The following is a 24,690-nucleotide window of genomic DNA, read 5'->3' on the forward strand; positions in this document are numbered from 1 at the left end:
TTCACTGTCACCCCGTGGCTTGACCTATAGTACCGGACAATTTTCACTTTATGTCATCCCTGCTTTCGCAGGGATGACATCGAGAGCTTTTTAAAAATTGTCCGGTACTATAGGTCAAGCCACAGGATGACAAAGGTGAAATTGATTCACGCGGGCAATGCCTCCTCGCAATGACGCTGTTGATAATTCTCTTTTAATTTTTGAAAATCCTCATCGGCATGGTATGAAGAACGGGTTAGCGGGGTTGCCGAAACCATCAAGAATCCTTTTGTTCTTGCTATTCGCTCTAAATATTTAAACTCTTCGGGAGTAACATATTTTGCGACCTCAGCATGATTTTTAGTAGGTTGCAGATACTGCCCGATAGTTAGAAAATCAACCTTTGCTTCTCTTAAATCATCCATAACCTGTATTACTTCACTTATTTCTTCTCCAAGCCCTACCATCATACCGGATTTTGTAAAAATTTCAGGAGATAATTTTTTGATATTGTGAAGTAAGCTTAAAGAATTATAATATCTAGCCCCTGGTCTAATCGTTTTGTATAAAGATGGTACTGTTTCAACATTATGGTTAAAGACGTCAGGCTTTGAATTAGCTATTATTTCAGCTGCTCCTTCTTTTCTTAAAAAATCAGGAGTTAGAATCTCAATAATAGTATTTGGCGATGATTTTCTAATTTCGCTAATACACTCCGCAAAATGCGTAGCTCCGCCATCATCAAGATCATCACGATCGACGGAAGTAATTACTACATGCTTAAGATTTAACTTTTGTACCGCTTCCGCTAACCTTTGCGGTTCGTGCGGGTCGAGCAAATCCGGTCTACCCGTTTTGACATTACAAAACCTACAGGCTCTAGTACAAACCGAACCTAAAATCATCACGGTTGCATGTTTTTTCGACCAGCACTCACCGATATTAGGACAAGCAGCTTCCTCGCACACAGTATTTAATCTCAGATTCTTTATTAAATCTTTTGTATTATAATATTCTGCGGAATTCGGAGCTTTTACTTTTATCCAATCCGGTCTTTTGTTTAAATTAGACATATACTCCTGTGAAATGAATAGTTGTATACGAAGGTCAATTTCAAAAAGAGCGAGGAGTTCACAAGGCAAGGAGCGGAGCGTATAATAATACGTGGCTACCTGCGCTCTTATAGAACGATAACGCCAATTTTTGAAATTCACCGAGTATAAAACGGAAATAATTTAATTAGTTTTGTTACTTCAGTTAGTACTTTTTGCTCGGCTTTACCATTATCTTCATTATTTTTTAAGCCGTCTAAAATATCTGCTACCATATGACCGACTAATACAAAATCCTTTTCTTTAAATCCTCTAGTAGTGCATGCCGGAGTGCCAAGACGAATACCTGAAGTGATAAAAGGCGAAGTTTCATCAAAGGGGATAGCATTCTTATTACATGTAATCCCTGCTCTATCTAAAGAATTAGCAGCAAGCTTTCCGGTAATTCCGTTTTTACGCAAATCCACTAAAACAATATGATTATCTGTTCCGCCTGTTAATATATCATATCCTCTTTCTTGCAAGCTACTTGCTAAAGCTTTAGCATTACTTATTACCTGCTTAATATAGCTTTTATATTCAGGCTGCAAATTTTCTAAAAAAGCTACGGCTTTTGCGGCGATTATATGCATTAACGGACCGCCTTGTAGTCCTGGAAATAATGCAGAATTTATCTTTTTGCCTATCTCTTCGTCGTTAGATAAAATTAAACCGCCTCGCGGTCCTCTAAGTGTTTTGTGAGTGGTAGAGGTAACAACATGAGCATAAGGAATAGGGCTTTGATGCTCGCCTGTGGCAACAAGTCCTGCAATATGAGCAATGTCTGCCATAAAGTAAGCCCCTACTTTATCCGCTATTTCTCTAAATTTAGCAAAATCAATATTACGAGGATAAGCAGAAAAACCGGCTATAAGTAATTTCGGTTTATGCAAATCCGCTAAGCGTTCAATCTCATCATAATCGATTAAATAAGTCTCTTTATTTACGCTATAAGAAACGGCGTTAAACCATTTACCGGACATATTCGGGGCTGCACCGTGTGTTAGATGCCCGCCACTATCTAAAGACATGCCAAGAATTGTATCACTCGGCTGTAATAAAGCAAGATACACGGCTTGGTTTGCTTGTGAACCGGAATGAGGTTGCACGTTTGCATATTTGCAGTTAAAGAGTTTTTTTACTCGCTCTATAGCTAAATTCTCAGCTTTATCGACTTCCTCGCAACCGTTATAAAAACGTTTGCCGGAATATCCTTCAGCATATTTATTAGTCAGAATCGACCCTTGAGCTTCAAGAACTGCAGGACTTACAAAATTCTCTGATGCAATAAGCTCAATTACGCTATTTTGACGAGCTTTTTCGTGCTTTATTATTTCATCAATTTCTTTATCCGTTTCACGTAAATTATTATTAAAAATATTCATTCATCCTCATATTTTTTTGGTTTTTTTCGTCATTGCGAGGAAAATTACGAAGTAATTGACGAAGCAATCTAGTAAAAAATTCTGTAAATCAGAATTTTTTTAATTATTTTTTTTGGATTGCCACGTCGCTTCGCTCCTCGCAATGACGATTTAGTGTCCACGCAGCTTACGGCTGCTCGCAATCGCGGTTATTTATAAAATTAATCGCAATCTCAAGTCCTCGTCCGTCTATTGAATGAGCAAGAGAAGTTAATTTATGCCCAGTATGCTCTATATGAAGCTTAGATAAATAGTTTGAAGCATTATACATCTCACTAACACCGACCACCTCATCTAATTCCCCATGAATTAAACATATAGGGGTAAGCTTATTATTAACTTCCATAGGTGGAATTAATGCACCCGAAAAACCTATAGTACAAAAAAACGGTTCTCGCTGAATCAGGGTTAAATATAAACCAATCATAGTACCTTGAGAAAAACCGATAATGATAGTATCTTTGTTGGTTAGATTGAGCTCTTCTTGCTTTTGTTTTATTATATCTTCAAGTTTAGAAATATTATTCGCAATTAGCTTTGCTATAATATGTGGACTACGGTCTTGCAAGCTAAACCATTGTCTACCGTAAGGCATAATATCATAAGCCTCGATACCATGCGGGGAAATAAAATGACAATTGGGTAAATCATTTTTGATATAAGGCACAAGTCCTATAAGATCGTGTCCGTCTGAACCGACACCGTGCAGTAATACTACTAGCTTCTTCGGCGGCTGCTCTTTACTTTCTACTTCTGGATATTCTAAATATTTGTTCATGTTTTTTATAAAATTGTTATTTTTCCGTCATTGCGAACGAGCGGAGCGAGTGCGGCAATCTCAGAAATTTAATACTACTTCATGAGATTGCCACGTCAAGGCTTCGCCTTTCCTCGCAATGACATTACTCTCTTAACATCTTCTCAAGCTCACCGCTTTGATATAACTCTTTAGCAATATCACATCCGCCAACCAACTCACCATTAATATATAATTGCGGGAATGTCGGCCAGTCGCTAAATTTTTTTAAATCTTCACGTAATTCAGCATCAAAAAGTACATTAATATCACGAAATTCTACACCTAATTTATTTAAAATAGCTACTACGGTTCCTGAAAATCCGCATGCAGGCGATTCTTTAGTACCTTTCATGAACAATACTACTTTATTATTTTTTATTTCATTTTCTATAAATTTAAAATTTTTATTTTCCGTCATTCAAAACCTGATATAAATATTATTCTCTAAAATATACTCTTCATAATACATCATGCAAGCACAAATAGTTAATAAAATTTTTGAGATTTTCAGCAAGAATAATCCAAATCCGAAAACCGAATTAATATATAAGAATGATTTCACCTTATTAGTAGCGGTAATATTATCTGCTCAAGCCACCGATATATCGGTAAATTTAGCGACTAAATCTTTATTTGAAACTTACGATACACCGGAAAAAATTTTAGAACTAGGTGAAGAAGGGCTTAAAAAATATATAAAATCTATTGGACTATTTAACAGCAAAGCAAAAAATATTATCGCATTATGTAAAATATTGATAAGTAATTATCAAGCTTCAGTACCGAATGATTTTAAGGAATTAATTAAACTGCCCGGTGTCGGTAGAAAAACTGCTAATGTTGTACTAAACTGCTTATTCGGTATGCCGACAATGGCAGTTGATACGCATGTCTTTAGAGTAGCCAAAAGGATTGGGCTTGCTAAAGGTAATAGTCCTGAAATAGTAGAAAAAGAGCTACTGCAAATTATTAATGAGAAATGGCTAACTCACGCCCATCACTGGTTAATTCTGCATGGCAGATATATTTGCAAAGCTAGAAAAGCCGATTGCGATATCTGCCCTATTAAAGAGTATTGTGAGTATTATATTAGATACGCATCACCAATTATTTCTGAATAATATTCGTGTTCTATAGGATTAGGTTTAGGGTCAAGCGTTGCTAATGTTTCTAAATCACAAGTAACGAGCGGTGCACTATTACATTGATCCTTGAATAGATAAGGATGTTTACAAAACCAAGCAAATTCTCCTCCCATTTGTTTAACAGTTAGTTCATGTAATATGTTGTTATTTTTATTATAAAGACTGAATAAAGTTTTGCCCTCATCCTCAATCAGTTTTATAGGAGCTTTGTTTCCATCTGAAATTTCTTTCTGATGTCCTATATAGATTTTATCTAAAACTTTTTTTCTTTCATATTCTTTAAGAATTATTTGTGTCATTGCTTTTGCCGGTACAGTAATCATATATTCTTTATTAGAGTAAATCTCTTTGGCACAAGCAGCAATAAAACTGTGAAGCTTAACTGCAAGATTTTTATGTTTTATAGTAGTACTAGATGCTGCTTGATATATTGGGGTTCTTGCTATACCGGAATGCGAAATAAAGCTTGCATTTTGAGAAGTCAGCATGGTTATAACCATCTCTATAGATAAAGGATCAAGCTGGTTACCTTTTTCCCATATTTTATTGGAAACAAAGGCTATATATACATCAGTTAAATCTTGATCATGATAATTTAAGCTAGCGGAAAAGGCTTTCCTTCCCATATCAAAGTTTTTTATCGCTAGATCATTGCCTTTATAAGATTTTTGAAAACTACTTTGTTTATTCAAAAAAACTTGCCAAGTAGATATATTTGCTCCGGTGGCTTTTACCATATAAAAATGCAAATCATCTTCCTGCTTATAATGATGAATTTCTGAGTTTACCTCTTGTGCTTTATATAATTTTGTAAAACTAGATTGTAAATCAGAATATTTTGCATCTACCTTCTTGAAGTTAAACTCAGAACAAATCCGCAAAGCCTGAATATACTGGATTTCCATATCATCAGGTGTTTTTGCTTCTTTACAGGCAGCTTTTATAAATTGACTTAACTGTCCTTCATCTTTAGTAAAATTATTTTTTTTAAATTCCTCTAAGAATTTTTTTAATAAATCCTCTTTTCTATGATCTGCTAACTTAACATAAGTATCATTAGTAATATTTATTCCTGTTTTTAATCTTAAATTAAAAATTTCCTCCATATATCTATTGAAGATATAAATTTTTATCGCTTGAGGCTTAAAAGATGAATTATCATTTACTTGCGAAATAAAATCATTTACTTCTTTCCAATTTTCATAAGTCGATATATCAAGAGAGATGATTTTATCTTTTACTATATCAGGGCTTTGAAGAAAATTAAAAATCTCTTGCAAACTTATTTCCTCTAAATTCGTACAATCTAAAACCCCATCTTGCATAGAAGATAATGCTTCTTTCAATTGATCATCGATTCCTTTCATGCTATAACTTTTTTTAAATATTAATTCTTAATTAAGTACTAAGAAATTAATAATTTGTCAACAAGTATTTTCAAGTTGACAATTTCTTGCTTAATTCATAATATCTAAGCTCAATTTGATAAAGGTAAAATTTATGCGTTCAGCACTTATAACTTCTATATTAGTAGCTGTAGCTTTCTTAACAAGTGCTTGTAATACAATGCAAGGGGCAGGTCAAGATATGCAGGCAGCCGGTAAAAAACTTGAAAATTCAGCAGAAAGAAATAAGCCTAAAAAAGGCTGCGGTTGCCATTAGCAACCCATGTCATTGCGAGGAAAAACTGTAAGTTTTGACGAAGCAATCTCAGGAGTCCTACTTATGAGATTGCTACGCTCCTTTTAGTCGCTCGCAATGACGATTAGGTCTCCACTCTACTTACTCTCATTCACTAATTTATATATCTCTTTCTTACTATAAGCATCTTTGAATTTGTCATAAGCAAGTTCGGTAGTAGTTTTGCTACTTAAATTTTTACTTAAGCAAAGTTCTATAAATTTTTCTAAATTTTTTTGTTGATTTTGTTCTTGTATATTTCCTGAAATCAACAATACTATCTCACCTTTTAAAATATTATTTTTATAGAACTCTATTATTTCATCTATATACCCTGTTTTTATTTCTTGATATATTTTAGTTAACTCACGAGCTACGCATATTTCTCGATTTCCAAGTATATCTTTAGCTACCGATAAGGTGTTTATCAAACGAGGAGCGGTTTCAAAAAAAATCAATGTAGCCTTAAGATTTACTAGCTCAGAAAAAATCTTTTTCTTACTTTCTATAGTTTTGGGTAAAAATCCGTGAAATAAAAATCGATCAGTAGGAAGAGCCGATAAAGTTAGGGCAGTAATCGGTGCAGATACTCCCGGTATTACATCTATATGACAGTTAAGATTACGCAAACCTCTAACTAACTTATAGCCGGGGTCAGAAATTAAAGGAGTCCCCGCATCAGAAATTAAGCTTATTATATTACCCGATTTTATTAAACTTATGATATTTTCTCTATCTTTCTCGTCACTATGATCATTATAAATTTGTAATTTAGTACGAATATCATGTTTTGCTAGCAATTTTTGCGATATTCTAGTATCCTCGCATAAGATAATATCTGAATTTTTTAAAGTCGATATAGCACGAAGAGTTATATCTTCAAAATTACCGATCGGTGTTGAAACAATATATAATCCCGGTTTGGAAAGATATCTAATCATAGTTTTTAATTTTAAGTAACATTATGGCTAGTATAAAACATAAACTACGAATCGTTCTATCATTTTTTTGTTTGATATATTTAACATCCTGTCAAACTCCTAAAGAAGAACCGATAATCGTCCCTAAAAAAGAACAAAAAGAAATTGAGATAGCAGTTTTAATGCCAAATCAAGGTCCTGATAGTATTGTTGGGAAACAATATAAAGATCTGATTAAAATGGGGCTGAACGACGGAGTAAAATCTTATATACATGTGACTTCTTATGATGGTTCGGACGAGAAAAACGTTTTAGCCGCTATGGATAAAATAGTAGCACGCAAAACCAAAATTATTCTAGGTCCTCTATATTCTAACTTTACCTCTCTAATAGCCGAAAAAGCAAAGGCAAATGATATTATTATAATAACCATGTCAAATAATCCAGCTCTTGCGGAAGATAAATTATTTGTATTCGGTCATGCACCTTTAAAACAACTGATACGCATCATCAATTATTACGCAGATAACGACCATAAAGATTTTATGGCTTTATTACCTAAAGGAAAACATTCACAGACTATTAGTCAAGTAATGCAAAATATATTGATTCAGAAAAATGCAACATTATCACGGAGTGAACTCTATGATGATAACCCTGAATCTATAGCAAAAGCCGTGAGAAATATTTCAGACAATACCGATATTATAAATGAACGTAGCGACACGACAAAGCCAGTTATTTATCTATCGGATGATCCAAAAAATTTAAACCTACTTGCAGATAGCATTAGTAAATATAATTTAGATAAAAAAGCGATTTTAATCGGTGATAACCGTATTGATGTCGATTACCCTGAAAATATCGATATTAGCTTTACCGGTTCTTTAAATTTACTCAATAGCAACGTTCCGGATAGGGCAAAAGACTTAGGTATTAACCATATGGGCTTCATGCATCTTCTTTCTTATGATTTAGGACGTATGACTGCAAACTATATAGGCAATGAATTTGCATCTGAAAGGTTTTTAAATAGAATGAACAGTAGACAACCTTATATAGGTTTATCCGGTAATATTCATTTCATCGATGGAGTAGCACAGAGACGGTATGACATTATCAGGAAAGAGAATGGTGTATATTCTACTGTTTCAGGGAATTAGGGCGTTGTTGTGTGGCGGAATCGTCATTGCGAGGAGCGAAGCGACGTGGCAATCCAGAAAATAATAAAAAAAATTCTGTAAATCAGAATTTTTACTGGATTGCTTCGTCGAATTACTACGTAATTCTTCTCGCAATAACGGTTTAGTTATCCACGCAGGCAACAACATCAAGTATATTAATTATTTACTTTTATCATTATCACTACCATCATCTTTCATGCCGTCTTTAAAAGCTTTAAGACCTTTGGCTAAATCGGACATAACTTGAGGTAATTTACCGGCACCGAATAATACAAAAATAATTAATAAAACTATTAATAAATGGCTAAAGCTCATTCCCATGATATTTTTGCTGTATAAGTTAAAATTTTATTATATAAGATATTATAGCTCTAATCTAGGATAAAATATTAAAGAAATGTTTACTAAAAAACAATTTTCAGAATTTTTTGCTACTTTTTTTTATATCGGGAAAATAAAATACTGTCCAGGCACTTTTGGATCGATTGCCGCTTTCCCTCTAACTTACTTCCTAATATATTTTATTGTTAATAATAAAATAATCATTCCTTTCTCAAGTCTTACTCTCGGTGAAGCTCAACTTGTCAGTATATTTATTATAAGCTTTAGCCTATGTTTGATACTCTTAATACTCGGTACTTATTTTACTAAAATATATTTAAATTATACAAATTCAGAAGACCCCAAAGAAGTGGTAATTGATGAAGTAGTAGGGCAAATGCTAACTATCGTTTTAGTATTTTTTTCTGCTTTATTTGCTAACGAATCGCATTTAATTAAATATTTTAGTCCGCTAACAATAAATATTATATTACTCTTCATATTACCTTTTTGTCTATTTCGGTTTTTTGATATATTAAAACCATGGCCTATTAATTGGTTTGATAAAAATATTAAGGGCAGTATAGGGGTTATGCTTGATGATTTGCTAGCCGCAATATTTGCTGCGGTAACTCAATACGCAATTATATTTGTATTAATAGATATAGGCATTGCTAACTAAAGATAAATATCGTCATTGCGAACATTCATAGAATGCGTGGCAATCCAGAAAATAATAAAAAAATTCTGTAAATCAGAATTTTTTACTAGATTGCTTCGTCAATTGTTACACAATTTTCTCGCAATGACGTTAAATTTTTAACTAGTCTATATTTAGTTAGAAATACCATAGATATAACATAAGATTATCATTGACTAATTTCTAATATAATAATATGATACGACAAATATTTATAAATTTTTAAAGAGATAGTTTTCATGTTCGCAGTTATAAAAGCAGGTGGAAAACAATATAAAGTAGACAGAAATAGTATTATTAAAGTCGAAAAAATTGATAGAGAACTTGGCTCTAAAATTCAGTTTGATCAAATTTTAATGATTGGCGAATACTCAAAGCCTTCTTTTATTGGTACTCCAATAGTTAAAGGGGCTGTCGTTACGGCTGAAATTACTAACCAACTTAAAGATAATAAAATTATAGTCTTTAAGAAAAAGCGTAGAAAAAATTATCGTCGTAAAGCCGGTCATCGTCAAGAACTGACGGAATTAAAAATATTAGATATTACCAAACAATAATAATAACTTAAAAGGAATTATAAAATGGCAACCAAAAAAGCCGGTGGTAGTTCTAGGAACGGAAGAGACTCGGCCGGTCGAAGGCTGGGAGTTAAAAAAGCCGATGGACAATATGTAATACCCGGTAATATTATAGTTAGACAACGTGGCACAAAAATTCATCCTGGAACGAATGTAGGGCTTGGCAAAGATCATACAATATTTGCTTTGATAGAAGGTAGAGTAGAATTTTTAACTAAGAGAAATCATAAAGTCGTGAATGTTAAAGAAATTGCAAGTGCTTAAGTATTGCGGTTTGATCTACTAAGTGTTAAGTGTGAAAAATGCTTTTTGTGGCATTGTTGCGTGGGTTGGAAAACCCGTTCGATGTCATACCGTGGCTTATTCACGGTATCTAGTAAAACAACTAAAAATACTAATAATATTAGTATTTTTAACTGGATTCCGTGAATAAATCACGGAATGACAGCGTTGGAATTGATTCACGCTGGCAATGCCTGCTCGCAGTGACGAAAAAACCGGTCTGCACAATAATGTTTAGATGACAGCAAACGGAAAGTTAATTATATAACATAATATTCTATAGGCTTCCTTTAGTTATGGCCTTAATAATTCAAAAGTTCGGTGGTACTTCCGTTGCAAATATTGATAGAATAAAAAAAATCGTTCCTATCATAAAAGCCGAAATAGCTAAAAATAACCAAGTAATTATAGTAGTTTCGGCTATGGCAGGTGTTACTAATCAACTTGTCACATTATGTAATGAAGTATCAAGCCTTAACAACATTTCTCAATTTGCAGAATATGATGTAGCACTTTCTAGCGGTGAAATAGTCACTGCTTCATTACTAGCACTCGCTCTTCAAGAAGAAAACATAAAAGCTCGATCATTTCTAGCTTGGCAATTACCGATTCTCACCGATAATAATCATAGTAAAGCTTTAGTAGAATCAATTACTACAGATTTACTAGAAAAATATTTACAGTTAAATACCGTCCCTATAATAGCCGGTTTTCAAGGAACTAACAAATCCAATAGGTTGACCACTTTGGGCAGAGGAGGTTCCGATACTACTGCCGCCTTAATTGCTGCAGCTATGAAAGCCGATAGATGTGATATTTATACTGATGTAGAGGGGATATTTACTGCCGATCCAAGAATTATTTCAAAAGCAACGAAGATAAAAGAAATAGATTTTTCAGAAATGTTAGAGCTAGCCTCAAACGGAGCAAAAGTATTACATCCTAGAGCTGTAGAGTTAATAATGCGATATAAAATAGATATGCGTGTTCTTTCAACATTTTCACCGAATATAGAAGGTACGTTAATTACTTCAAAGGATAAAAATATGGAAAACGGGGCTATTAGTGGTATTACCTCTAATAAAAATTTATTGAAAATATCTATAAAGAGCGTTTCGCTAAGTTTTCTGCAAATTGCAAATATGATTACGCAAAATAATAATCATATTGAGTTTATGCAAGAGATAAAACATAATGAAGAGTATAGTTTTATTACCAGTTTAGCTGATAAAAATAATTTACAAGCTTTACTTACTAACTTAAAAAATGATAAGCAGATACAAGATTTTACTTTTGATACCGAAATTGCTACAATTTCCATTATCGGTTATGGAATTAAAAATGATTATAAACTACTTGAAGCGATATTATCAAAGTTAGCAAAAGATAATATAAATGTTAATATGATGCAATTATCAGAAATCAAAATTACTTTATTAATAAATGATCAAGAAGTAGAAAAAACAATTTTAAATTTATATAATCTTTTTGAAATGTCTAATATAGTAAATTAAATAGCTTAAATTTACTATTTTCGTTATAATTATCTTCTATTTACCATTTATTAGTTATATATTAATAAATAAGTCTAAGCGACTATCTATGAAGTTATTTTAAAGTTAATTAAATTATTATCATTTAAAAAATTATTTTAACTCTCAATTTTTAGGAGTGAATTTTATAGGAAAAAATAATGAGCGAAGATATAAGGTCAAAAGAAAGATTTAATCGGATTAACGATATATCAGAAACAAGTAAAGATGGTCCAGAAGAAATTAGAAATAATTTTAAAAAATTTGTACTGAATATATTAGAAACAGACAATATAACCCCGTATAAGTTAAGTGAAAAAATAGGTACCCATGAAACAGCATGGAAAAATTTCCTAGATGGTCGTACAAAAATGCCTGATATGGGAGCAATTGTTGCTCTTGCAGATTATAAAAATGTTCCATTAGATGAAGTAATAGGCAGAGATATTAGTAAAGAAAGAGCAGTAGAAATAACACACGCTCCAAAAATGCCTGCTTTTATGGCTAAGTTTCCTAAATCAGATCTTGAAACCATTCATGCACTGCGAGATAAAATACAAGAATTTAAGCATAAACCATCTCCAGAAGTAATTAACGAAACTTCGGCAGTTCAAAAAACTCAAGGAAAAAAATCTTTTGCTGAACAAGTTAAAAACTCTAATAAACCGAAAGGAAGGTCTATCTAAATAAAAATATGTTTTTCAATATTGATCCTAATATAAAACCTAAAACCTTACTTGATATTCTAAAATGGAAAATAACTTCAAAACGACCAAAATGGCCGACGCTACTTCCTCTTACTTCCACTGATATTCCACCACAAAAAATAACTGATAATGAGACTATAAGAATATCCTATATAGGACATGTAACCTTTTTAATTCAAATAGATGGTTTAAATATCTTAACTGATCCGGTATGGTCGGAGCGGGTTAGTCCTTTTACTTTTGCAGGACCAAAGAGAGTAGTAAAGCCTGGTATTAATATTATCGATTTACCTAAAATAGATATTATAGTAATAAGTCATAATCACTATGATCACTTAGATATCAGAACAATTAAAGATTTATGGGTACGAGATAAGCCTAAGATTATTACACCTCTAACGAATGACGTAATAATCAAAAAACATATTACTAATGCAGAAATTATTACCTTAGGATGGGGAGAATCAAATAAGGAGCAAAATATTTATTTAGAACCGGCACAGCATTGGTCGGCTAGAGGAATATTTGATAAAAATAAAGCATTATGGGGAACTTTTATCATTAAAACTAAGATAGGAGATATTTGTTTTATAGGTGATTCGGGTTATAACGATACTCTTTTTAAAGAGATCGGAAAAAAATATAATATTTTAATAAGCCTTATTCCTATAGGGGCTTATGAACCAAGATGGTTTATGAAACCGGTGCATATGAATCCTGAAGAAGCCGTATTTACTCATTTGGACTTAAATTCTAAATACTCTATAGCTAGTCATTTTGATGTCTTTCAATTAGCTGATGAAGCCTTTAATGCGGCTCCTTTGGAACTCCGACAAGCTATGAAAAAACATAATATTGATGAAAATAAGTTTATTATCCCTGAAATAGGTAAGTTTTTTCTATTTGATGAAGCGATTTAGAATCTATAAAACCATAATACCGAAATCGTCATTGTGAGGAGCGAAGCGACGTGGCAATCCAGAAAAAGATTAAAAAAATTCTGTAAATAAGAATTTTTTACTGGATTGCTTCGTCGAATTACTACGTAATTCTTCTCGCAATGACGAAAAAACCGTTCTGAAGCCTTAATTTTATCACTCTTCAGTATCCTTACTAAACAACATAGTCATAGAATAAGCAAGTATGGCAAACATACAAAGATATAAAATCGGGAATAGATTGAAATCAAATGATTTTATCACTTTTGCACAAATATAATTAGCAGTACCGGACATTAACATTGAACCGATATTATGTCCTAAACTTATAACACGATAGCGTTCTTTAACTACAAAAGACTTAATAACTATACTATGAGCAAGAGCATTAAAAGGTGCAACTGATGCAGCTAACATTAAGCTAGCTGCAAGCCCTAAATTAGTCATTTGATATTTTACTGCTATCACAAAAAATACACTTGCTGTAATAGTACATATAAATGCGATTTTTAATACTGAATTAACTCCTAAGCGGTCGGCAATAAAGCCGGCAATCGGCATGCAAACAGCAAAACATATTACTATTAAGACTGAAAAAGAACTCATAATAATACCGACTGAAGGTAACACAATCGGTAAATATTGCTTCATAAAGATGATCGCAATTTGATATGTTGCTCCAAAACCTCCGGCTAAAAATATTAACCGTGCAATATTTTTCCATTGCTTTTTAATTATAGAGCTAAGTTTTTCAATAGAATCTTGGCTATGATGTGCTTTTTTAAACTCCGGTGTTTCATCAAATTTCCGGCGATAATAAAGAGTTATTAATGCAAGCGGTAAACTTAGTAAAAACGGAATACGCCAACCCCACTCCGGAAAAATATGAGAATTGAAGAAATTAGTTGCACCAATCCCGCATAATAAACCCATTACTCCTGTACATCTAGTTATGGCCGAGGCAGTAAATCGGTATTTTGCTCCTAAATGTTCAATAACATAAATCGCTGCACCGTCATATTCCCCTCCAATAAAAATACCTTGCATAAAGCGACATAAAACTAAAATTATCGTACTCCAAACTCCTATCGAAGAATAATCAGGCAATAAACCTATTATTAAGGTAGGTATTACAATACCGATAATTGTAAAACTTAAGGCTTTTTTTCGACCGTATATATCCCCTATACGTCCAAAAATATAAGCACCCATAGGTTTTGATAAATATGCTGCTGCATAAACGGCAAAAACATTTACAAGCTTTGTTAACGGATCAGTACCGGCTGAAAAGAATTTATCGGCGATAATTGCCGCTGAAAAACCATATAAACTATAGTCGTAATATTCAATAATAGTGCCTAAAAAAGCACCAAGAACTTTATTGCTTGATTTTGTTTGTTTCATTTTAAAGGTATACTGTGAGTAAACGAAAAGTAGGTAGACGAAGTTTAATTTAGAAAAGAGCAAGGCGTCTTGAAGCTGATAACCGCAGCGTACATACTAGTACGTGAGGATTATCAGCAAAAGACAACGTAGCCAATTTTTCAAATTAAACGAGTATACATGACCGCTTTGGCCGTTACTTAAAATCCTTCAAAGACCTTTATGTAAAGGTGGACTTCATATATCTAAACTGAATTAGTATTAGACAGGGACGATGTCCTAAAAGTTAGTGGTAGTCCTAGGTTAATATTAAGCTCACGAACCAAGCAGCCAAGAGCTAATATATCACTTTCCCATTTTACGTGCAAGGTTTTCTAGGTAACCTGCTATAGTAGTTAAGGTTTCTGCGAATTTTTCTTCGTCGGGATGATTTTTTTGAAAGCCGTTTTTATTAAGTTTTTCTGTTAGACTAGCTATTTCAGCTTGAGCATTAAGAGATGCCATAACTAATAATAGCTCAAAAGAGGCTGTGGGACTACCAAGTTTAATTTCCGCTATTTTATCATTCAATTTATTCGCTAAAGATAGTAATTCTTCCTCATCTCCATTATTACAATATAATTGAAAGCTCTTGTTATTTAATGTTACCGTAACAATTGACATAATTATTTTTGCTGTTTTTTTATTTCTTCAAGTTCATTAATATAAATGTTAATTTGATCTAGCATTTTTATATAATTATCTTTTAATTCTTTATTTTCGTTTTGTAATTTTTTAACTTCATTTTGATTATTCGTTTGTGCCTGCAATAACTCGTCAAGTTTATGCTCAACTTCTTCCATTAATCTCTTTAATATTTCATTATCCATTTTCTTCTAAGCATTAATTATGAATGGATGACTTACAATAATAATCGATAACATTATAATAGATATAAGTACTAATTGTTTTTTACGTTTATAATTTATCAATGCCGTAGCTCTTTTATTACTTAATAATTTTTCGGTTTCGTTCTGTTTAGTAGCTTCTATCTGCTCTGCATTTCGATCTTTTACATTAAGATAATCCAAGTATAATTTTAAGTAACCTTTTACGTATACTTCTCCCGGTAAAACCTCAAAATCACCCTCTTCTAAAGCTACCAAATATTTTTTTCTAATTTTTAAATCACTAGATACCTGATTTAAAGTTTTACCCGAATCTAACCTAATTTGCTTAAGCATTGACGACATAATTTACTCAAGTTTTTGTAAGAATATTTCAAATTTCTTATTTGCTAAAATAATTATATTTAAGTCTATAGTTTCTTGAGATTTAATTTCTTTAATAAAATCAAGAAAATTTCTAACTAAGTTATTATTATTATCAATCCATAAATCTAAATCAATAGTTGTTTTACATTTATTAATTATTTTTATTAATAATCTACGTTGTTTGTCATATAAATCATCTTTTAGCGATTGAATACCGAGGCGTCGCCAAAATGAATCGTTCAATTGCTTATCACAAGCTTTACGTAACCAATCAAGACTAAACATATCGCTTATAGCAAAATAAGCTTTTGCTACCTCTTTATCATTCCCTGAAGTTTGCTTTGTTACATATATAATGTCAAATACTGAAATTAAGTTGTCAAATGTAGCTATAGTAGCAGCAAATGATTTATCTACTCCGTTATCTGTATAATAATTTAATTTTTCTTCAAATCTTATTTTAGTTTTCCCGACTAATAAAGCTCCTACTATTTTTCTTAAATTTTGCACAGGAATTCTAAACTCCTCTATAGTTGAGCTAATATTAATAGGATGCTTTAAATTTTTAATAAACCAAGAAATACCACGGCGCATTAATTTTGTTGTTTCAGTAAACATATCGATTTTTACATTGTAATCAATATTAGTAGGCAGCTTACTTATCGTTTCCCATATCTCGTCAAGGTCAAAAATTTCGCAAATAATAGTATATGACCTTATTATATCGCACAGAGGTGCTCCAATCTCACGCTTTACAATACTAATAAGCGGTCCTCCAAGCTGATTAATTATTTTATTTATAGCGACAGTTTTTATAATTTCATGCTTAAGAGGATGAGATAAAATTTCATCACGAAACTTTTTTTGCATCATTTCTGGAAAATAATCTATAAGATATGCGTCAAAGTATTTATCATGAGAAAAAGTAGAATTAATTAACTCGTGATACGCTGACCTTTTACTATATGATAGCAGTACGCAAAGCTCAGGACGAGTTAGTACCTCACCGCTAATAGCTCTTCTATTTAATTCTTCTGCACTAGGCAAGAATTCATTTTCCCGTTCTAATACTTTTTCTTCTTCTAAAATGTCTATAAATTGACTAAGTATATTAACGGTTAAAGTAGGCGATAACTGCATAATAGTTATTGCTTCGGTTTGCTTATAATTATCAAGCAATACTAACTCTTCAACTTGGTAAGTCATATCATTTAGAAGTTTATTACGTTCTTCTAAAGTGATTTTTCCTGAGGTTACTGCGCTACTTAAAGCAATTTTGATATTTACTTCATGATCAGAGCAATCAACACCTGCTGAGTTATCAATAAAATCGGCATTTATACGCCCGCCTTTTTTGGCATATTCAACTCTACCTCTCTGTGATACGCCGACATTACCGCCTTCTGCTATGACCTTTGCTCTAATTTCCTCGCCGTTGCATCTGAGATTATCATTTGCTTTATCACCGATTTCTAAGTTATTTTCCGTTTTAGCTTTGATATAAGTACCTATTCCACCATTCCATAACAAATCAACATCTACTTTTAAAATAGCTTTAATTAATTCTTCCGGTGATAACTCATTATCATTTATATCAAGTAATTTTTTAATTTCCGGTGATAATTTTATTAATTTACTACTACGTTCAAATACTCCGCCTCCCTTAGAAATAAGTTTAGGATCATAATCAGACCAATTAGAACCCTTTAAATTAAATAAACGCAAACGTTCATTAAAGCTTGTTAAAGGATGAGGAGTAGGATCGATAAATATATGTTTATGGTTAAAGGCAGCGACTAACTTAATAGCCTCTGACCTTAGCATACCGTTACCGAATACGTCTCCTGACATATCCCCTATACCTACAACGGTAATAGGGTCTATTTGGACATCTAACCCTAAAGTTTTAAAGTGATTAGTTACGGAAATCCAAGCTCCTTTAGAAGTAATAGCCATTTTTTTATGATCATAACCTGCAGAACCGCCGGAAGCAAAAGCATCATCAAGCCAGTAATTATATTCTCTTGCCACGCTATTAGCATAATCTGAAAATGAGGCTGTACCTTTATCAGCAGCAACCACTAAATAAGGATCTTCTTTATCATAAATAATAACGTCTTTTGGATGAAGTACTTTACCGTCAACGATATTATCAGTTATGTCTAATAAACCTCTTAAGAAATTCTTATAGCACTCTACCACTTTTTCCATATATTCATCACGAGTAAGCCCTTCCTCAGTAAAATGAACATAAAAACCGCCTTTAGAGCCGACAGGGACAATAACGGAATTCTTCGTCATCTGTGCTTTCATAAGTCCAAGGACCTCAAGCCTATAATCTTCTGCTCTATCTGACCATCTAAGTCCTCCGCGTGATACAGGACCGCCTCTTAAATGAACAGCTTCAAAATCCTTAGAGTAAACAAATGCTTCAGCAAACGGAACAGGTTTAGGTAAACCAGGTACTTTTGAAGAATCAAACTTAAATGAAAAAACATGTTTATGCGGTTGATAGTAATTTGTTCTAGTAATAGCATTAACTATACCAAGCATACTACGTAGTACTTTATCTTCACTACTCATCTCAACGGTTACTAAGTAATTATTCAGTTTATCTTGAATTACATCACAATTATTATCAGGATGTTTAGGATTAAATTTTATATCAAACAGATTTACCAACATTTTTGTATATTCGGGATGTTTAAGTAGTGTTAGTTGCACATAACCTTTACCGTAACTAAATCCCGTTTGATGTAAATATCTTGTTAAAGCTTTGATGAGTTTAACTTGCTTCCAATTAAAACCGGCCAGCACTATCAGTTTACTTAAAGAATCATTAGCAAGCATCCCAAGTGCCATTTTATCTAAAGCTTCTTCAACATTTATTTTTAATTCGGTAATATTATCCTTTACAGGTACAATAGAAGTTAAAATAAAATTATATATCCAGCTTTCTTTAATTTCGAGAGCCTCCTTAATTGCAAAAGTTTGTTCATCAATTGCTTTAAAACCTAAATTTTCGATTGGCGGCAATATGTTAGAAAGGGCAAGTTTTACTTTTGGACTATATATTTTTAAGTAAAATTCCGTTTCATTTACAGAAACTAGATTAAACATACATTCTTGTGACTTGCTTGCTTCCGTTAAATATTCAATATCTATTAAAGCTATTTCCGGAGAAAATTTTTGTCTATAATCTGCTGGAAAAACATTATCAAAAAGCTTTAAATTAATACCTGCTTGATATTCACCGAATTTTTTAAAAAGCTTAAAATAAAAATCTTCACTCCAACGTGTAGAGATACGATCTAAATCTTGCTGTATTATTTCTGCTTCAAAATTTATTTTATGTTCCCCTTGTGCTTCAAGCGTTACAAAAAGATAAGAAAAATTACCGACTACTTCGGTTATATAGTTGGATAAAATTTTACTACCGAATTTTTCTGCTAAATAACAATCTATCATATTATGTATTTCAGCCGTTAAACGTTCTCGTGGCAGAAAAATTATGATATTAAGAAAAGAACTCGACCAATCATATTGAATAAATAATTTAAGCTTCTTACTCATCATACTTGAGAGCATATGTAAACACATACAATATAAATCGCCTTGATCAATTTGTATTAAAGCTTCTCTCGGTAACGACTCCATTAAAATTCTTAACTTATCGGCATTATAACCGGATAATGCAAAACCGGCTTTCTCAATTACAAAATTAAATTTTTGTCGTAGGATTGGAATATCACTTATTGAATGGTAATACATATTTGAATTATATATGCCGAAAATTATACTTCCCGAAATATATTCACCCGAAGAGCTAAATTTTTTCACTAAGATATAGTCGATTAAATTATCTGAATGGATAAGCGAGGCACTATTTATTTTACCGAGTATTATTAATTGATTTTGATATAAAGGACTCGCTGAACATTTTATAATATCATCAATCTCGTCTTTTACTTCTTGCCATATTTTTGCTGCTCCTATTTCATTGCTTAATTTTAAAGATTTTACCTCAAAATCAAGCGTCCCTAATAAAACCAAATTATCGTTTTGTAACCAATTTAAGAATTCTTTAGCCTCTTCAAAATTTAATTTATCATTATCAATTATATTTTTAGATAAATCTTGTAATTTTGTGAGTAATTGCGGTAAATGGCTATAGCTTTGCTCTAACTCTTCTAATCTTTCATTTATAGCCTCAGTTAGAAATGTAGTAGTTTTATCGTCAAAATTTCCTAAAATGGTTAAATGTAGTATCGATTCTGATTTTTTATCCGAGACAGAATTTTCTAATATTTTTTCTAATTCTCCTTTACTATTTCGGACGCAATTTATTACCGGATGGAGTAAAAACTTAGTTTGCAAATTCATGTTTTTAAGCAGACATATAATAAAATCAACAATATGCGGTTTATTATCAAGTAATATCAAGACATTTATTGCCGGATCATTTTCTATAACCGTCTTTGTTATTGCTATTTTTCTTGCTCTTTCTACCCTTTGCTTAAAAAACTTAAAGGCTTCATCTGCAAAATTTTGAAATAGTTTTTCTCTATTCTCAAAATCATAATCTATCGGAATATAATTTAAGAACTTTTGAACAAAATCTATATATATGGAACTTGATTCACGTTCCTTGCTAAGTTCTAGAATTTTAGTTTTATAATTCGGGATTTGACAATTTAAACGACTAAAATTTAAAGAGGTTGTTTTTGGGGTCATGATTTTCTCAAGAATAATATTATATGCTATCATGTACTATCTATGTACTATCATATGCTATGCTATTATATTATATATTATTTAATAAACAAGAGTGTATAAAATAAATGGAAACGATATTTGCACAAAGCTCTGCATTCGGTAAAGCAGGCGTAGCGGTTTTTAGGATTTCCGGTCCTAAAAGCTTAGAAGTTTTACAGCTACTTACCGGCAGAGCGGACTTTAAACCACGTATCATGTATTATCAACAAATTACAATTCCTGAAACTAAGGAGCTAATTGATAATGCTATGGTTGTTTATTTTAAGTCGCCTAATAGCTTTACCGGTGAAGACGTAGTTGAGATTCATACGCACGGCAGTAAAGCTATATCCATAATGCTTATTAACGCATTGTTAAATATAGCTGATATTCGTTTAGCAGAAGCAGGAGAATTTACCAAAAGAGCTTTTTTAAACAATAAGTTTGATTTAACGGCAGCAGAAGGGATAGCCGATCTAATTAACGCCGAAACCATTATGCAGCATAGGCAAGCAATTAGACAGGCAAGCGGTGGGCTTGAAGAATTATATAATAACTGGCGCACTCAGCTTTTAAAAATTATCTCTCTGCTTGAAGCTTATATAGATTTCCCTGATGAAGATATACCGGATAGCGTTCTTAATGACGTTAACAACACTCATAAAAACCTTGTAAATGAAATATCTAATTATCTTAACGATAATAGACGAGGAGAACTACTAAATAGCGGTCTTAAGCTTGCAATTATCGGTCCGCCGAATGTCGGTAAGTCTAGCTTATTAAATTTTTTAATGCAGAGAGATATAGCAATTGTCTCAAATATTGCGGGAACTACTAGAGATATAATTGAGGGGCATTTAGACATTGGCGGCTATCCTATTATTTTACAGGATACGGCAGGTATAAGAGAAGAAAGTAGTGACATTATAGAGCAAGAAGGTATAAAAAGAGCTATTAATTCGGCTAAAACAGCGGATATTAAAATTATTATGTTTGATGCCGAAAAATTGGACTCCTCTATAAATGAAGATATTACAGGTTTAATTGATGAAAATACTATCGTAATAATTAATAAAATCGATTTAATTGAACCGAACCAAATATTTTCGATTGAAAATAAATATAAATGCTTAAGAGTTTCAGTAAAAAATAATATTGCTCTTTCAAGTATATTAAAAAATATCGAAAATATTGCCGAAAATATGGCAGGTTTTACCGAAACTCCTTATATAACAAATCAACGTCATCGTCATTATTTAAAACAAGCTCTCTCACATTTAACGGCTTTTAGCTTAGATAATGATTTAGTTCTAGCAACTGAAGATATTAGAATGACGGCACGCTGCATTGGTGCTATTACGGGCGTTATTAACGTAGAAGAAATACTAGGCGAGATTTTTAAAAATTTCTGCATAGGTAAGTAAGATTATTTATTATGTCATTCCCGCAAAAGCGGGAATCCAGCATAAACATATAAAAAACTTAGTTTTTTATATGTTTATTTTTCAAATATACGATTTTGTACCAATACCAAGATTATTTTTTCTAGATTCCCGCTTTTGCGGGAATGACATCTCATACATTAATTTATTTTAACTTTATCTTGACAAAAACATTAACATACTCTAGAAACCACGTTTTATGGTTTTATTAATTAAATTAAAGGAGTAACATTATGGCACCTATATTAAATATAAATTTTAAATGCGTTATGCCTATATTTGGAAATAAAATGGTAAGCAGTTTACCGGGTAATGTAAAATATATCATTCATAAACTCGGTAATACTATACTTTCATCAGTATATAAGACGAATACTAAAGGGGAGTTCGAGGAAGGTTACTTAGTGAACAATACAGATTGTAACTGGGGGAATATTGCAGAATCTTTTTCAAAAAATCCTGATAATTTTGCAGTATTACACAAGCAATGTATAACAAAAAGCGGCTTAGACATTCCAATAAATAATATTTTTACCGATGCAGAAAATAATCCACATATACTTTTACAGCAAGCTATAACACCTCATCAAAACGGTACGGCTAACATTTTTGATCAGCTTTATAAAGTAACGAATGATTATATGTTCTCGCAAGGCGATATTACCGAAACTAACGGAGCTGATTTCTTAGGTTTAAATGAATGCACTAAAGAAGAGGCTATGAGTGTTTTACAAAGCTACAGTACCTACAAGAAACAGTTAATATCTATCGAAACGCTTACTAATATTCTTCAGGATACTCTAAATCATTTGGGCATATCTCAGGATAATGCTCAAGAAGTAGGGGTAAAAACTTTTGATGTATTGAAGATACCCGTTAAATTCACTACTGATAATCTTAAGATTATTCTAGATGCTTTTAACGTAACTTTGGACGATATATCCCCTACAGAAATAGGTAAAAATATTTTAGATTTACTAAGTAAACCTTTCACTGAGGCAACCACTTCCACTACAGAAAAACCTCACGACGACACAAATGGCGGTGGATATACCGGTGCTTATATCACCGCTACGGTATTTGGAATAATAAGTCTAGGTTTTGCAGCTAAATATGGATGGGATTGGTATAAGGGAAAAAATATAAAAGATAAAAATTTAGAGTTAGAGGGTGAAAACATAAAGTTAGAGGGTGAAAACATAAAGTTAGAGGGTGAAAACATAAAGTTACAAAAGGATAATATAAATCTTAGCACACTAATTGAATTTCAAGCTATATTAGATGAGATTATAGAAATTGGAAATTTAACAGATATACTTGCAATACTAAGCAAAACTAATCAAGATACGATAAATTTACATGATCAAGATTATGATATTTCTCTATTAAAATTAAAAATACAAGGTCTAGATAAAGCAATTATAAATTTAAATTCTGTCTCTAACATATGTACTAATATAAATTCTTTAGGTAACACATTACATAAAATATGTGAACTTCTTAATGGAAAGGATACTTTTATTTCTATTAAATCCTTTGTAAATTTAATAAAAGAATTGAGGAAAACGGATATTAAATCCGAAGAACACAAAAACTGTCTTGAGAAAATATTCGAGACGCTACTTGGAATTGATGAAACCTCAAGCGGAGAATATACTTATATTCCAGAAGAAGAGTTACAAAATCATGAAATGCCATTATTAGCCGATGTATCACTAGCTCTTCAGGCATAGGAGTATAGAACATTGTTAGTATCATAACAAACCATCATTGACTTTTTAAAAGTTATATATAAAATGATACTTGGAGTAGCAAAGTGCTATTTCGGGGTGTCGAAACCTCTGCCAAAAGTGAGAACATTTCTCACAAAACCGATGTAATCCTCGACTTCACGGTCGGGGAGATATTAGGTATGTCCAGAGCTTAAGGGTTACTGTAAGCTTAAAACCTAGTGTGGCTGACTTTTGGCAGTTTTCGACCTCCCCGACCACCAAAAGTTATGCTCATTGGTGGTTAAAAAACTTAAAGTATTTCAAATTAAGCCTAGGCTGTGTAAAGGAAAATCAATTTAATCTATTTTTGCTTTTTTTGGATATAAATTATAAGATTTTTTTGAAATAGGGGCAGCTATTACTGTAAAAATCTTATTAATTTTCCTTCACATAGCCTAATTACTCTGTAAGTTTAGGCGGTAAATAATCTCTATTGAACTTACTTTTTTACTAGTTTTATTTTCTAGGGTGTTTTCAGCTATACATTTTACTTGAAACCTTATTTTCTTCCATTCCTATTGCATTATTAGTTTTTGCTACTGACGAGTAGATAATTCAGCAAGATTCGTATGTATAAATTTTATAACTAATATTAGAAATAAAAAATCTTTTATATAAACAAAACTATTAGTTTAAATAAAATAACTTATCAATTGACTTTTAAAGGAAGTTAGGTATAAATTTTAACTGAAATAGCAAAACGCTATTTCGGGGTGTAGCAACTTCAAATACTAGATGGTAACGTCTACCAAAAATGACGCAATCCTCGATCTTACGGTCGGGGAGATTTTAGGCATGTTCAGAG

Annotated in this window: 23 protein-coding genes, 1 other RNA gene and 1 pseudogene; 12 read left to right on the plus strand and 13 right to left on the minus strand. The window is 32.1% G+C overall.

Translation table 11 applies throughout. The annotated features are described in order from the left end of the window. Window positions 1-146: 146 nt before the first annotated feature. From lipA to grxD, 4 genes are all read right to left on the minus strand, one after another. Window positions 147-1,052: a lipoyl synthase gene (gene lipA / locus H6P87_RS06060; RefSeq protein ID WP_202069193.1), complete on the minus strand. Its 906-nt coding sequence runs from the start codon at window positions 1,050-1,052 to the stop codon at window positions 147-149. 137 nt (window positions 1,053-1,189) lie between these two features. Next, window positions 1,190-2,455, minus strand: a complete 1,266-nt coding sequence (gene glyA, locus H6P87_RS06070; protein WP_202069196.1) for a serine hydroxymethyltransferase — start codon at window positions 2,453-2,455, stop codon at window positions 1,190-1,192. Window positions 2,456-2,621: 166 nt separating this feature from the next. Next, window positions 2,622-3,272, minus strand: coding sequence for an alpha/beta hydrolase family protein (locus tag H6P87_RS06080; protein ID WP_202069198.1), 651 nt, complete (start codon window positions 3,270-3,272; stop codon window positions 2,622-2,624). Between the two features lie 124 nt (window positions 3,273-3,396). Continuing rightward, window positions 3,397-3,711: a Grx4 family monothiol glutaredoxin gene (grxD, locus tag H6P87_RS06085; RefSeq protein ID WP_202069203.1), complete on the minus strand. Its 315-nt coding sequence runs from the start codon at window positions 3,709-3,711 to the stop codon at window positions 3,397-3,399. Between the two features lie 52 nt (window positions 3,712-3,763). Between grxD and nth the strand changes: the two genes are divergently transcribed. Further along, the gene (nth, locus tag H6P87_RS06090) at window positions 3,764-4,414 is read left to right on the plus strand and encodes an endonuclease III (RefSeq protein ID WP_202069212.1); all 651 of its coding nucleotides are present in this window, start codon (window positions 3,764-3,766) and stop codon (window positions 4,412-4,414) included. Here nth and H6P87_RS06095 read toward each other — a convergent pair. After that, a complete protein-coding gene (locus tag H6P87_RS06095) occupies window positions 4,378-5,805 on the minus strand; it encodes a hypothetical protein (protein WP_246437855.1) in 1,428 nt (475 codons plus the stop codon). The two genes, nth and H6P87_RS06095, sit on opposite strands and share 37 nt — an antisense overlap. Before the next feature lie 133 nt (window positions 5,806-5,938). On the opposite strand from H6P87_RS06095, the gene H6P87_RS06100 reads away from it, so the two are divergent. Continuing rightward, window positions 5,939-6,100, plus strand: a complete 162-nt coding sequence (locus tag H6P87_RS06100; protein WP_202069219.1) for an entericidin A/B family lipoprotein — start codon at window positions 5,939-5,941, stop codon at window positions 6,098-6,100. 116 nt (window positions 6,101-6,216) lie between these two features. Here the strand turns inward: H6P87_RS06100 and rsmI are convergent, their stop codons facing one another. Next, window positions 6,217-7,059 carry a 16S rRNA (cytidine(1402)-2'-O)-methyltransferase gene (rsmI, locus tag H6P87_RS06105; protein WP_202069221.1) on the minus strand — a complete coding sequence of 281 codons (843 nt, stop codon included), beginning with the start codon at window positions 7,057-7,059 and terminating at the stop codon, window positions 6,217-6,219. Window positions 7,060-7,082: 23 nt separating this feature from the next. Between rsmI and H6P87_RS06110 the strand changes: the two genes are divergently transcribed. Then, on the plus strand, window positions 7,083-8,201 hold the full coding sequence (locus H6P87_RS06110; RefSeq protein WP_202069223.1) for a penicillin-binding protein activator: 1,119 nt from the start codon (window positions 7,083-7,085) through the stop codon (window positions 8,199-8,201). Between the two features lie 180 nt (window positions 8,202-8,381). Here the strand turns inward: H6P87_RS06110 and tatA are convergent, their stop codons facing one another. Further along, on the minus strand, window positions 8,382-8,543 hold the full coding sequence (gene tatA / locus H6P87_RS06115; protein WP_202069225.1) for a twin-arginine translocase TatA: 162 nt from the start codon (window positions 8,541-8,543) through the stop codon (window positions 8,382-8,384). A gap of 76 nt (window positions 8,544-8,619) precedes the next feature. On the opposite strand from tatA, the gene H6P87_RS06120 reads away from it, so the two are divergent. The 7 genes and pseudogenes from H6P87_RS06120 (at window position 8,620) to H6P87_RS06145 (ending at window position 13,262) form a co-directional block, all read left to right on the plus strand. Then, on the plus strand, window positions 8,620-9,225 hold the full coding sequence (locus tag H6P87_RS06120) for a phosphatidylglycerophosphatase A family protein (RefSeq protein WP_202069227.1): 606 nt from the start codon (window positions 8,620-8,622) through the stop codon (window positions 9,223-9,225). 34 nt (window positions 9,226-9,259) lie between these two features. Then, window positions 9,260-9,380 (plus strand): annotated as a pseudogene (locus H6P87_RS07575) (lytic transglycosylase domain-containing protein); the annotation flags it as partial. Between the two features lie 102 nt (window positions 9,381-9,482). After that, entirely contained in the window at window positions 9,483-9,800 is a 318-nt protein-coding gene (gene rplU / locus H6P87_RS06125; RefSeq protein ID WP_202069229.1) for a 50S ribosomal protein L21, read from the plus strand. A gap of 24 nt (window positions 9,801-9,824) precedes the next feature. Then, window positions 9,825-10,085 carry a 50S ribosomal protein L27 gene (rpmA, locus tag H6P87_RS06130; protein ID WP_147143391.1) on the plus strand — a complete coding sequence of 87 codons (261 nt, stop codon included), beginning with the start codon at window positions 9,825-9,827 and terminating at the stop codon, window positions 10,083-10,085. Between the two features lie 314 nt (window positions 10,086-10,399). Beyond that, window positions 10,400-11,617: an aspartate kinase gene (locus H6P87_RS06135; protein WP_202069235.1), complete on the plus strand. Its 1,218-nt coding sequence runs from the start codon at window positions 10,400-10,402 to the stop codon at window positions 11,615-11,617. 179 nt (window positions 11,618-11,796) lie between these two features. Then, the gene (locus H6P87_RS06140) at window positions 11,797-12,321 is read left to right on the plus strand and encodes a helix-turn-helix domain-containing protein (protein WP_202069237.1); all 525 of its coding nucleotides are present in this window, start codon (window positions 11,797-11,799) and stop codon (window positions 12,319-12,321) included. A gap of 8 nt (window positions 12,322-12,329) precedes the next feature. Further along, entirely contained in the window at window positions 12,330-13,262 is a 933-nt protein-coding gene (locus tag H6P87_RS06145) for an MBL fold metallo-hydrolase (protein ID WP_246437857.1), read from the plus strand. Window positions 13,263-13,436: 174 nt separating this feature from the next. On the opposite strand, the gene H6P87_RS06150 is transcribed toward H6P87_RS06145, so the two are convergent. The 6 genes from H6P87_RS06150 to H6P87_RS06175 all read right to left on the minus strand — a co-directional run bounded on the left by H6P87_RS06150 (window position 13,437) and on the right by H6P87_RS06175 (window position 20,650). Continuing rightward, entirely contained in the window at window positions 13,437-14,684 is a 1,248-nt protein-coding gene (locus tag H6P87_RS06150; RefSeq protein ID WP_202069239.1) for an MFS transporter, read from the minus strand. Between the two features lie 156 nt (window positions 14,685-14,840). Further along, window positions 14,841-14,999: non-coding RNA, 6S RNA (gene ssrS, locus H6P87_RS06155), on the minus strand. 9 nt (window positions 15,000-15,008) lie between these two features. Next, window positions 15,009-15,326 carry a cell division protein ZapA gene (locus H6P87_RS06160; RefSeq protein ID WP_040256352.1) on the minus strand — a complete coding sequence of 106 codons (318 nt, stop codon included), beginning with the start codon at window positions 15,324-15,326 and terminating at the stop codon, window positions 15,009-15,011. Between the two features lie 2 nt (window positions 15,327-15,328). Beyond that, a complete protein-coding gene (locus tag H6P87_RS06165; protein WP_202069241.1) occupies window positions 15,329-15,532 on the minus strand; it encodes an RP576a family tick cell line-upregulated protein in 204 nt (67 codons plus the stop codon). Window positions 15,533-15,538: 6 nt separating this feature from the next. Continuing rightward, window positions 15,539-15,895: a helix-turn-helix domain-containing protein gene (locus H6P87_RS06170; RefSeq protein WP_202069243.1), complete on the minus strand. Its 357-nt coding sequence runs from the start codon at window positions 15,893-15,895 to the stop codon at window positions 15,539-15,541. A gap of 3 nt (window positions 15,896-15,898) precedes the next feature. Then, window positions 15,899-20,650, minus strand: coding sequence for an NAD-glutamate dehydrogenase (locus H6P87_RS06175; RefSeq protein WP_202069245.1), 4,752 nt, complete (start codon window positions 20,648-20,650; stop codon window positions 15,899-15,901). Between the two features lie 107 nt (window positions 20,651-20,757). On the opposite strand from H6P87_RS06175, the gene mnmE reads away from it, so the two are divergent. Together mnmE and H6P87_RS06185 are read left to right on the plus strand one after the other, a co-directional pair. Beyond that, window positions 20,758-22,095, plus strand: a complete 1,338-nt coding sequence (mnmE, locus tag H6P87_RS06180) for a tRNA uridine-5-carboxymethylaminomethyl(34) synthesis GTPase MnmE (protein ID WP_202069247.1) — start codon at window positions 20,758-20,760, stop codon at window positions 22,093-22,095. A gap of 251 nt (window positions 22,096-22,346) precedes the next feature. After that, the gene (locus tag H6P87_RS06185) at window positions 22,347-23,846 is read left to right on the plus strand and encodes a DUF5460 family protein (protein WP_202069249.1); all 1,500 of its coding nucleotides are present in this window, start codon (window positions 22,347-22,349) and stop codon (window positions 23,844-23,846) included. Window positions 23,847-24,690: the final 844 nt, after the last annotated feature.

Source organism: Rickettsia tillamookensis (genome assembly GCF_016743795.2).
GTDB classification, from domain to species: domain Bacteria; phylum Pseudomonadota; class Alphaproteobacteria; order Rickettsiales; family Rickettsiaceae; genus Rickettsia; species Rickettsia tillamookensis.

Excerpts from the sequence above, each read along its gene's own strand:
- H6P87_RS06185 (WP_202069249.1), top strand. The coding sequence starts at position 22,347 with ATGGCACCTATATTAAATATAAATTTTAAATGCGTTATGCCTATATTT.
- H6P87_RS06110 (WP_202069223.1), top strand. The coding sequence starts at position 7,083 with ATGGCTAGTATAAAACATAAACTACGAATCGTTCTATCATTTTTTTGT.
- H6P87_RS06170 (WP_202069243.1), bottom strand. The coding sequence starts at position 15,895 with ATGTCGTCAATGCTTAAGCAAATTAGGTTAGATTCGGGTAAAACTTTA.
- H6P87_RS06120 (WP_202069227.1), top strand. The coding sequence starts at position 8,620 with ATGTTTACTAAAAAACAATTTTCAGAATTTTTTGCTACTTTTTTTTAT.
- H6P87_RS06080 (WP_202069198.1), bottom strand. The coding sequence starts at position 3,272 with ATGAACAAATATTTAGAATATCCAGAAGTAGAAAGTAAAGAGCAGCCG.
- H6P87_RS06100 (WP_202069219.1), top strand. The coding sequence starts at position 5,939 with ATGCGTTCAGCACTTATAACTTCTATATTAGTAGCTGTAGCTTTCTTA.
- rpmA (WP_147143391.1), top strand. The coding sequence starts at position 9,825 with ATGGCAACCAAAAAAGCCGGTGGTAGTTCTAGGAACGGAAGAGACTCG.
- nth (WP_202069212.1), top strand. The coding sequence starts at position 3,764 with ATGCAAGCACAAATAGTTAATAAAATTTTTGAGATTTTCAGCAAGAAT.
- H6P87_RS06140 (WP_202069237.1), top strand. The coding sequence starts at position 11,797 with ATGAGCGAAGATATAAGGTCAAAAGAAAGATTTAATCGGATTAACGAT.
- mnmE (WP_202069247.1), top strand. The coding sequence starts at position 20,758 with ATGGAAACGATATTTGCACAAAGCTCTGCATTCGGTAAAGCAGGCGTA.
- H6P87_RS06095 (WP_246437855.1), bottom strand. The coding sequence starts at position 5,805 with ATGAAAGGAATCGATGATCAATTGAAAGAAGCATTATCTTCTATGCAA.
- H6P87_RS06135 (WP_202069235.1), top strand. The coding sequence starts at position 10,400 with ATGGCCTTAATAATTCAAAAGTTCGGTGGTACTTCCGTTGCAAATATT.
- H6P87_RS06175 (WP_202069245.1), bottom strand. The coding sequence starts at position 20,650 with ATGACCCCAAAAACAACCTCTTTAAATTTTAGTCGTTTAAATTGTCAA.
- grxD (WP_202069203.1), bottom strand. The coding sequence starts at position 3,711 with ATGACGGAAAATAAAAATTTTAAATTTATAGAAAATGAAATAAAAAAT.
- tatA (WP_202069225.1), bottom strand. The coding sequence starts at position 8,543 with ATGGGAATGAGCTTTAGCCATTTATTAATAGTTTTATTAATTATTTTT.
- H6P87_RS06165 (WP_202069241.1), bottom strand. The coding sequence starts at position 15,532 with ATGGATAATGAAATATTAAAGAGATTAATGGAAGAAGTTGAGCATAAA.
- rplU (WP_202069229.1), top strand. The coding sequence starts at position 9,483 with ATGTTCGCAGTTATAAAAGCAGGTGGAAAACAATATAAAGTAGACAGA.
- lipA (WP_202069193.1), bottom strand. The coding sequence starts at position 1,052 with ATGTCTAATTTAAACAAAAGACCGGATTGGATAAAAGTAAAAGCTCCG.
- glyA (WP_202069196.1), bottom strand. The coding sequence starts at position 2,455 with ATGAATATTTTTAATAATAATTTACGTGAAACGGATAAAGAAATTGAT.
- H6P87_RS06150 (WP_202069239.1), bottom strand. The coding sequence starts at position 14,684 with ATGAAACAAACAAAATCAAGCAATAAAGTTCTTGGTGCTTTTTTAGGC.
- H6P87_RS06160 (WP_040256352.1), bottom strand. The coding sequence starts at position 15,326 with ATGTCAATTGTTACGGTAACATTAAATAACAAGAGCTTTCAATTATAT.
- H6P87_RS06145 (WP_246437857.1), top strand. The coding sequence starts at position 12,330 with ATGTTTTTCAATATTGATCCTAATATAAAACCTAAAACCTTACTTGAT.
- rsmI (WP_202069221.1), bottom strand. The coding sequence starts at position 7,059 with ATGATTAGATATCTTTCCAAACCGGGATTATATATTGTTTCAACACCG.